The organism is Yaniella soli (genome assembly GCF_054782375.1).
Map to the genome: position 1 here is coordinate 168020 of NZ_BAAGSP010000003.1, position 8730 is coordinate 176749.

General features: G+C 55.8%; 8 protein-coding genes. All 8 read right to left on the reverse strand.

Going from position 1 to position 8730, the window contains the following annotated elements; translation table 11 throughout:
- Positions 1–19 precede the first annotated feature (19 nt).
- The gene (locus ACYVJT_RS02800) at positions 20–817 is read right to left on the reverse strand and encodes a hypothetical protein (RefSeq protein ID WP_343958262.1); all 798 of its coding nucleotides are present in this window, start codon (positions 815–817) and stop codon (positions 20–22) included.
- Complete coding sequence (locus tag ACYVJT_RS02805) at positions 801–2915, reverse strand: bifunctional copper resistance protein CopD/cytochrome c oxidase assembly protein (protein ID WP_343958264.1); 2115 nt, start codon at positions 2913–2915, stop codon at positions 801–803. The genes ACYVJT_RS02800 and ACYVJT_RS02805 overlap by 17 nt, the downstream gene beginning before the upstream one ends.
- Positions 2916–2932: 17 nt before the next feature.
- Entirely contained in the window at positions 2933–4279 is a 1347-nt protein-coding gene (locus ACYVJT_RS02810; protein ID WP_343958266.1) for a Dyp-type peroxidase, read from the reverse strand.
- 20 nt (positions 4280–4299) lie between these two features.
- Positions 4300–4875, reverse strand: a complete 576-nt coding sequence (locus ACYVJT_RS02815) for a copper chaperone PCu(A)C (RefSeq protein ID WP_343958268.1) — start codon at positions 4873–4875, stop codon at positions 4300–4302.
- A gap of 9 nt (positions 4876–4884) precedes the next feature.
- Positions 4885–5544: a copper resistance CopC family protein gene (locus ACYVJT_RS02820; RefSeq protein ID WP_343958270.1), complete on the reverse strand. Its 660-nt coding sequence runs from the start codon at positions 5542–5544 to the stop codon at positions 4885–4887.
- A 73-nt stretch (positions 5545–5617) separates the two neighbouring features.
- Positions 5618–6283: a hypothetical protein gene (locus ACYVJT_RS02825; protein ID WP_343958272.1), complete on the reverse strand. Its 666-nt coding sequence runs from the start codon at positions 6281–6283 to the stop codon at positions 5618–5620.
- Between the two features lie 154 nt (positions 6284–6437).
- Positions 6438–6728 (reverse strand): HU family DNA-binding protein, encoded by a 291-nt coding sequence (locus tag ACYVJT_RS02830; RefSeq protein ID WP_343958274.1) that lies wholly within the window; start codon positions 6726–6728, stop codon positions 6438–6440.
- A gap of 256 nt (positions 6729–6984) precedes the next feature.
- Complete coding sequence (locus ACYVJT_RS02835; protein WP_343958276.1) at positions 6985–8475, reverse strand: 3'-5' exonuclease; 1491 nt, start codon at positions 8473–8475, stop codon at positions 6985–6987.
- Positions 8476–8730 lie beyond the last annotated feature (255 nt).

Here is an 8730-nt window from a genome sequence, read left to right on the forward strand (position 1 = left end):
CGGGCGGCTTAGCCCGTCCTTAGTCCAGTTGCGCGGTAGCCGATGAAAGGATCGCTTCGGTAATGTCGGTGAATTCTTCGTCCGCGATTTCTTCCCCGCCGATGAAGGCCACCATGAGCACGTAGCCTTCGTGTTCGGTCATCAGCGTCAGGGCAGTGGTTGACTGACCGCTATCGGGATCTTCGGTTGGATAGCGCTGCCATAGCAGGCCCGAACCAGCTTCGGTCTCGACGGACTCGGCGGTGAACGTGTATTCCAGTTCTGCCCAGTCCGGCTCAGAATCGTCTGCCAACATCATGGTGATGTCGTTGCAGTTGGTTGTGATTTCCTCGACTGCCTGCTGGTGGGCTGCCACTTCGTCTGCGGCTTGTGCCGATCCGCCAGTTTCTTCGGTGATGCCGGCGACTTCAATGCTGCCGGCACCCATGAAGTTCGAGGTGCCAAAATCGACGCGAGTCATCGACTCTGAGCTCGCGAGAATGGGCGACCAATCCAGTTCGGCAATCGGGGCTGCGCAGGATTGTGGATCCACCGTCATATCGTCTGCGGTCCCAGCGCGCTCTTCGGCATTGTCACGAACACTGGCAAGCTCGTCATCCGAGGCCGACTGGACTTGGTCAAAACCTAGTTCCATTGCCATTGAGGTCGCCCCACCGGCGGCGCGCTGGTCGCCGCTCGCGTCGGTGGCCATGAGCTGTTCCAGCTGATTGTTCTGCCCGTTGGCTGCTGGTTCATCGTCGTTCGCGCAGGCACTGAGCCCCAGGACAGCTACCGTGACGACGGCGAGTGTTGTGGTGAGTCTAGCCGTTTTGATCATGCGAAGCGGGCTCCTGTTCGGTGGCGGCCATGCGTGCGAAGTAGTCGTTGAGTTCGTCTAGGTCTGTATCGCCGAGCCGATCGACGCGTTCATCGCGACGTTTGGTACGTTGCATGTCGTCTTGGCGCCACCGGTACAGTACGATCAGGGCCATGCCCACGGTTGGGAACTCACCGGTCCCCCACATAATCAAACCACCAAGTTGTTGGTCTTCTAGAGCCGACGGACCCCAGTCTCTACCGATGGATGAAAACCAGTCGGCAAGCAATAAGGACTCTCCGCCGGTCAGCGAAATAGCGATGAACGCGTGGAAGACCATGGTGGCGATCAGTATGATCAGGCGCAATGGATAGGCTGGCCTATTGGGCAGCGGGTCGATGCCGATCATCACGGAAGCGAAGATGAACCCGGTCAGCAAGAAGTGGGTATTCATCCACTCGTGCCCGATGTGATAGCTCAACGCAAACTCGAAGACTGGTGTGAAGTAGAAGATCACCAGGGAGCCTGCGAAGTTGACAGCGGCGAAAATCGGGTTTGTGACCACCTTGGCGAACTTGGACTGCAACAGGATCAACATGTATTCCCGTGGGCCCTTCGTCCCGTCCTTGCGAGACGGCATACTGCGCATGGCCAACGTGATGGGGGCACCCAGCACCAAGAAGATGGGTATCAACATGGTCAGAATCATGTGATTGGCCATGTGGGCCGAGAAGAGTACCAGCCCATACATGGCTGGTGCACTCGAGGTGTCCCACAACAAAATGACCAGGCCAATGAAGAAGAAGATCGTCCTGTTGATCGGCCATTTATCGCCGCGGTCGGCCAGTTTTTTGATGGCACGCAGATACCAGATCGCCAAAAAGATGACGATCGCTATCCAGAGCCAGTTGAATCGCCATTCGGTGATCCACCGGATAGCGGTAAGTTCGGGTGGCAGCTCGTATTGGGTGGTAATCCGTGCCGGGCTGGCGTCGGGCGGGATTTCTTCTGGTACCGGTGGGTCCGAATTGGCCAGCAGCACGGCGGTGACCATGACGGCCGCCATAACCACTACTTCGACGGCAATCAGCCGCCACAGTATTTTCCGAGCATTTTGTGGTGGTTGGGTTGTACCAGTCTTCAACCTTGGAATAACACGGGCTCGGTGTGCCAAACCGATGAGCCCCAACACGATGGTCAACACCGATTTCAGCACGATCAATTGACCATACGGGACCAACAGGTCATCGAGACTTTCAATGCGAATGGCAGCGTTGGCGATACCTGATGCGGCCACCAGGACGATGGCAATACCCGCGACGGCAGAGTAGCGGCTCAAGACCGTATAGACCAATGGTTGCGTATTGTTCTGTTGTGCCTTCGATTTCAGCTGTGCCGTGCCGGTGAGTGTCGGGGCAAGCATAGCCAACAGCACCAGCCCGCCAATCCACAACAGCACACCTAGGAGGTGTAATCCAATGGAGTTCACTGCGGCGAAGTGATCATCACCGCCTGAGTCATGAGACACCAGCGCTAACGGAATCACCCCGACAAGGGTGAGTCCTGCACCCCATGCCATGCCGGTCGTGGAACGGAAAGCAAAAATTAGGCTCGTCACGACGGCGGCAATGATGGTCATCCAGAACCAGGCGCGACCAACCGCGATGGCCAGCACGTAGTCGAGCAGGCCGTCCGAGAAACCATCAGATACGTTGACGGGCATACCGGCTATATCAGAATAGGTGAAAACTATTTGAGCCAGCGCGCTAAGGGTCCAGATGACGGCTGAAACGCTGGCGATTTTAACGCTACGAGTGTACGCCGGGTGTTCTTCAGCGTCGTCGGCGGCTTGTTTCCCGCGACGTGGCATTTTTGTCCAACGCGGCAATATAATCGCTGCAAACATGAGCGCACCGAAGGTCAACGCCCAGGCCATGTTGTGAATGGATTTCGTCGCGGGCAGGGCCCAACGGGTCAGTGCACCGGGATCCGAGAGTTCTTGGACCCCGGTGACGCCCGATTGGATACCGATGACGATCAAAACCACCACGCCGGTGATCACCGAGACGGGCCAAAGCCAATTCGGTGCAGGTGTGGTTTGTTTATCGGTTTTCGTCAACGGTGCTCCTTGAACAATCAGGCGAAGAGTTCTTCGCCGATAAAGCCACCCTCTTGGCAACCAGGAGGGATAGCAAATACTGCGGAACCAACGGGTATGGTCCACAGGTTGAGGTGGTCAGATTCGGCGAGCCGATCTTGTACCGGGATGTATTGCTGGTCAACGTCGCATTGGAACGCAACGAAGATCAGTCCGGTTTCAGAGATCCCAGTTTGACCATAGAGTTCGTTGCCCGAACTCGACGGTTCTTCATCATAGTTGTAACTGCGCCGAATCATGGCCTCGTCCGAGTCACTCGTTCGTGCACGGCGGATATGTGAAATATCGGAGATCACTGGAAAACCGGCAGGACCGATGGCCTCAAAATCTGGTTCATCATGCTCATTCTGACCCGTTAATGGTGCACCAGAACCAAGTTTTCGTCCAATGACATCCTCCTGCGCAGGACGATCCAATTCATCCCACTCATCAACGTTCATCGCGATGCGTCGAATCACCATTGAGGTACCATTTTCGATCCACGGTTGCAGATCCTTGGTACCGTTCCCGTCGCCCTCGCCGACACCCCAGACGATACGTTCCGTCTCGATCGAGTCTTGTGCCGAGTTGGTCGACCCGTCCACCTGACCGAACAGGTTGCGCACGGTGGTCCCTTCCGGATGCGACGCGCGTGCGTGCGTAAACCCGTTTTGGATCCACGCGACCGAGGCGAACGCTCGAGCATCCTTGAGCAGCATGCGCCGGGCATGAGCCACCGACATTGCGTCGTCACCCTGGACTTGGATGATTACATCTCCGCCGGTAAAGGCCGGGTCAAGCTGATCGATGCCGTACTCAGGCAAGGGCTTGAGCCAAGACGGCTTCAAGCTCGAATTCGTTCGCTCAAACACCTCAGAACCGAAGCCGAAGGTAACGGTTAATCGTGCAGGCGCTGCAGCCAACTCTTCATCAAGGTCTGCTAAAGCACCTCTGCCCTGTGTAAGTCGAGCAGCGTCGTCGGTCAGTAACCGCATCATTGCAGCGATTCGATCAGCGTCGGAATCGTCATGGAGATTGAGTCCAATGAAGATGCCGTGTGCCTGTATCGGCGAATCGATGCCAGCTTGGCGAGCACCATAAAACGATACCGTATCTGTGCCATAGGGCTGAGAAACAGACACTTTGGTGTTCGCCACTCCGGGGCTAACGCTCACAGTTTGCTGCAGTTCACCGGGAGCGGCTGGTGCCCCGGTCGATGCAACGGAATATCCTCCTGCTGCACCGACCAAGCCACCGCCGATGACACCCCCGGCGCCCAACAACACACCCCGCCGTGAAACATCTTTCGAAAGACGCTGCTTGGCAGATTTTTTGTTATTGGTCACTGGGTTTCGTGTTCCTCTCCTCAATGATCATGTTCAGCATCTTCTGCACCGTGGCCCTCATGCCCATCATCTTCTATATCGCCGTAATTCTCTTGAGCACCTACGTACTCTTTGGCAATGAATTCGATGGACTGCGTTTCACCGTTTTCGAGTTCCAGGGTGATCTCGATGGGATCTCCCGGATTGATTTCTTCAGCGAGCTCCATGAGCATGACGTGGTCTTCTCCGGGATTGAGTTCGTATGTCTCATCCGCGGCTACTGGGAAGCCACCTTCTTTTTCCTGCATCAGGTTCACGCCACCGTTATCCACGACCTCGTGCAGTTCTACCACGTCGGCAATCTCGGCTTCGGCACCAATGATGGTTTGTTCCTCGCCGGACACGTTCGTCAGGTGTGCGAAGGCTCCCGTCATGGTGTGGTCGCTGGATTCGTCGAGGCTTTCTTCCGTTGCCTTGATCCATGGATCTTCCACGGTGAAGATCTCGCCGTTTGCGCTCTGTTCACCAGTCGCATCGGCTTGATCCTCTGAGCCGCATCCGGCGAGCACGAGCCCAGCCACGGCCGTCGTTGCAAATAATGGGACAAGTTTCTTCATGATATTTTCCTACAAGTTCTCGTCGCCTGCCGAGCCATCGGAATGTTGGTCGGTGCGGCTGCCGCGCAGCAGGAAAAACACGATTCCCACTACTACGACTACGCCAAGGCCGCCGACAGTCCAGACCCACGCAGGAATCGACTCGATGGTATTTTCATCGGCTGGTTCATCTGCGTTTGACGTGGCTTGGGAATCATTGTCGGAATTGGTCGCTTCTTCCGAAGCACCCGAGGCTGCTTCACCACAGTCTGCTGGGGTGCCTTCTTCTGGCGCACTTGGATCAGCATTAGTGAAGCTGAAGCTTTCTTCAGCGGTATGGCCATCTGAGTACACGACTCGGTAGGCCACGGTGTAATCGCCCTGAGGCAACCCTTCACATACTGGGATGGCAAGATCATAGCCCTCCACAACCGCTTCACCGTCCTGCCACTGATTGCCTTGTGCATCCGTGACGCGAATCAGATTCGTCAGACCTTCACCGCTGAGCGGTTGACCAGAGAATTGTAACCGGATCTCTTCGGGTGTCGTTTCTACGGTCGAGTCGATTTCCGGCGTTGAGTCTGTAAGAACGTCGTGGGCGTTGGCAACTTGTGGCGCGAGGAGCAGTCCAAGTGCGGTGAAAAGGGCGGCGAAGATCACGCCGATCTGTGTGCTTACGGTTTTTTGCATTCTTCCTCCCCAAGTTCAGGCTTGGGTCATTACAACGATTGCGGGAGGGCCAGTTCCCGCGGGGAGTCCACGTCTATGCACATACCGGCGGACCACGTGTCGAACATGTTTGGGAGGGATCTATCGGAGAGGGGATCCACGTCCGAGAGACGGGTTGAATCGTCTTGGGGCGCGGCATGCTGACTGGCTGTGTGGCAAGCACGAGACGCGGCGGTACCAGGAGTAACCAACCGACGATGGCCACAAGACAACGCTCTCCAAAGACGGTGGCACCTGTGGTCAGCACTGCGGCAGCAATGTGTGCCAGCAGCATCGCTATGTCTGCTGCTGCGGAGGAATGTATAGCTGCTCCACCATGAGAGTGCACGGCATGCGCGGTGTGCTCTTCGAGACCGGGGAGATGTCCGTGATGATGACCGTGCGGGTCCTGGACGGTCGGCACACCGGTATACGGCAATGAATATAGGCCGTGGAATACGAACTGGCCGATGACGGTCGCTGACATCGTTGACCAAGTCGAGATCCGTTTACCCGCCAAAGCGACAGCGATGGGCGCAGTGATGGCAACAGAAAAAACCAGGAGCTCTACGGGGATGGCATCCACAGACCCGTGCATCATCGAATGTGCGGCCTGGTGTCCGCCGGCTGCAAAGAGCACCGCCAGGACAGCAACGACCCAGCCACGTGCCAACCGAGCAACACCGGATACACGGCTGTTCGGCACAGCAATATCCGACATACACTCTCCTGGTGGGAAGCGCTACATACGCGCCAAACGTTACTTTAGGTGATCACACCCAGAGACATTCTACCCTGTGTAGAACTGGCATGTTTCTTAATTGCGAAACGCCCCGGTCGATACCGGGGCGTCGCTGTTCTACGGAGAACTAAGCTTATTTATTCTCGCCAGTGGCGGCAGCTTTCAGTTTAGAACCAGCGGAAAGTTTCACACCGTGACCAGCTGGGATTTCGATTGCTTCACCGGTACGTGGGTTACGACCGGTACGTGCTGCACGGTTGGTGCGTTCTACTGAGAACCAGCCTGGGATGGTGATTTTTTCGCCTTTGGAAACCTGCGAGGAGAAAACCTCGAATACGGCGTCCAGCACACCATTCACTGCGGTAGCAGAGTTGCCTGATTTCTCAGCGACTGCTGCAACAAGTTCACTGCGGTTCATAGCCATATGTCCTCCTGGACGTTTGGTTGTTTTAAACCCGACGTTCGCCGAGCTTCTCTGGGAAAAGCTACCACCAATGGCGCAGTTTGTGGCGCTTTTAAGGGCGATTTTTACGGAATTTCGCGGGAATACGCGTTTTTCGAGCAAAAAGTAGCTGAAAATCCAGCTTGTTCCCAGCAAAGACACCGTTTTGTGCAACCTTAATGCATCCGTCTAAGGCCAGCATCACAGGTGCTGGGAGGCCCGAGGGATGATCGCAGAATTAGTTGTTACGAAAGCTTTGATAACTGATCGTGGTCATCAATACGCTCAGCAACGTCACCGCACCCGTCAAAATGACTCCGGCGATTTTTGCTTCAAGCATCAGGGCGTTATCGGTAAAGAAGAGCAGCCCTGCCATCACCGTGAGCACGAGCCCCACCAGAGCGAGCACTCCGAATGCGAAAATTCCCAGGAAGCCAAAAGTTCGAAGCGCTTTGGACGAACGTTTGGTACGGTAATCTTTGGCTGAACGCTGAGGGATCTCTACTGCTTCTGCCATCGGCGTGGTGTCCGAAGTCTCCACGAGCGGTGCGTTAAGCGGCTCCGGTGGAGCAACAGGTTCGTCCGCACCGTCGTCATTGGTCAGTTCTGTTTCGGGCTCGTCAGCAACTTCAGTTGCCGTGGCAGTGGCCACCGGCAACACTTCGCTATCGGAATCCAAGAACTTTGGACGATCGATCGGTTCCTCTGGTGTCTCCTCGACGGGTTCTTCCAGCTCGGGAGGGTCGTTGTCCTCACCAGCTAAGAGCTCGTCGGCGGATGCGAGAACGGGCGCCTGCGCTGAGGCATCATCTGCCTCGGTGGGTGTTTCTGCCGCAATTGGTTCGTGAATTGCTGCTGACTCACCCTGTTCCATCTCCTCGCCGCGTTCTTCTGGCCCGTTAACTTCCTCATCTAGAGGACCAGGGGCCTCTTCTACCCCAGTGAGCTCTTCAGCGCGGTCAGCCGCGTCTGGCTCGGCTGGCTCGGCTGTTGGCTCCTCGAGTGTTTCTTCTGGTTCAGCGTCGACCGGGATGTCGTCTTCCAGAGGCGCTTGAATATCGATGTCGCCGGCTTGGTCATTATCTCCGTCGAGCTCATCGGCAGCAGGCTCTGTTGGCTCCTGTGGCGTGTCAGCCGGGCTCTCCTGGGGTTCATCGGGCTGGTCCATGAAACCGATGCCTTCGAAGCCGGTGTGGAGCCCAAGCAATTGGTCTGGTTGTTCATAGAGATCGCCCCAGAGCTCTTCAACAGTTGTTACACCCTCACGTCGTGCGAGTTCGATGACAATCTGGGTCGTCTGTTCAACGGTGTCACTATCACCATATTCACCAAAAAGATCGAGTGCTTTTAAGACGGTAGAAAGCTGAAATTCTGGGAGTTCTGGTAAGAATGTTCGTGCCAGTTCGCGACAATCAAGCCAATGGAGATTTGGTGCCGTTTCACCAATGACACGACTAGCTGCCTGGAACACTTCTTTGTCTGCATCGCGGTAGTAGCTGACGATTGGCAATTGACCGACCATCATGTTGAGCTGCGATAGTGCGTCTGCCCAGGTTTTGGCTTTTGGATCCGATGCTTGTGCAGAGGTGGCGGTTGGCGGGATGATCTTCCAGGACGCCACGCGGGTGATGTTACCGTTGACGAGCTTCACGTAGGCCGCCTGCGAGACCGAGGCGGGGTCTAGGTGCGTGGTCTGCAATTCGAGGGCCACGAAGCTCAAAGCTGACATAACGGCAATGTCTCCCCTCTTAACACCGGACATGGCAAGGATATCTTATGCGCGGTCATGACCGTGCAATTTCAAGTCTTGCACAAGCAAAGGTGGAGTTAAAGAAAAATCTGGCCGACGGAAAGGCTTAAAGGACAAAACGTGTGCTTTTTATCTGCCGAGTCGCCTGCTGTCATGCGGTAAAACGCAGATCGTCATAGGCAGCAGTCTATGTGAGTGACTCTTGCTGGAAGAAAACCCAAATGTGATGTATGT

Coding starts and splice junctions, on each gene's coding strand:
- ACYVJT_RS02800 (WP_343958262.1), bottom strand. CDS start 817: ATGATCAAAACGGCTAGACTCACCACAACACTCGCCGTCGTCACGGTA.
- ACYVJT_RS02815 (WP_343958268.1), bottom strand. CDS start 4,875: ATGAAGAAACTTGTCCCATTATTTGCAACGACGGCCGTGGCTGGGCTC.
- ACYVJT_RS02820 (WP_343958270.1), bottom strand. CDS start 5,544: ATGCAAAAAACCGTAAGCACACAGATCGGCGTGATCTTCGCCGCCCTT.
- ACYVJT_RS02825 (WP_343958272.1), bottom strand. CDS start 6,283: ATGTCGGATATTGCTGTGCCGAACAGCCGTGTATCCGGTGTTGCTCGG.
- ACYVJT_RS02830 (WP_343958274.1), bottom strand. CDS start 6,728: ATGGCTATGAACCGCAGTGAACTTGTTGCAGCAGTCGCTGAGAAATCA.
- ACYVJT_RS02835 (WP_343958276.1), bottom strand. CDS start 8,475: ATGTCAGCTTTGAGCTTCGTGGCCCTCGAATTGCAGACCACGCACCTA.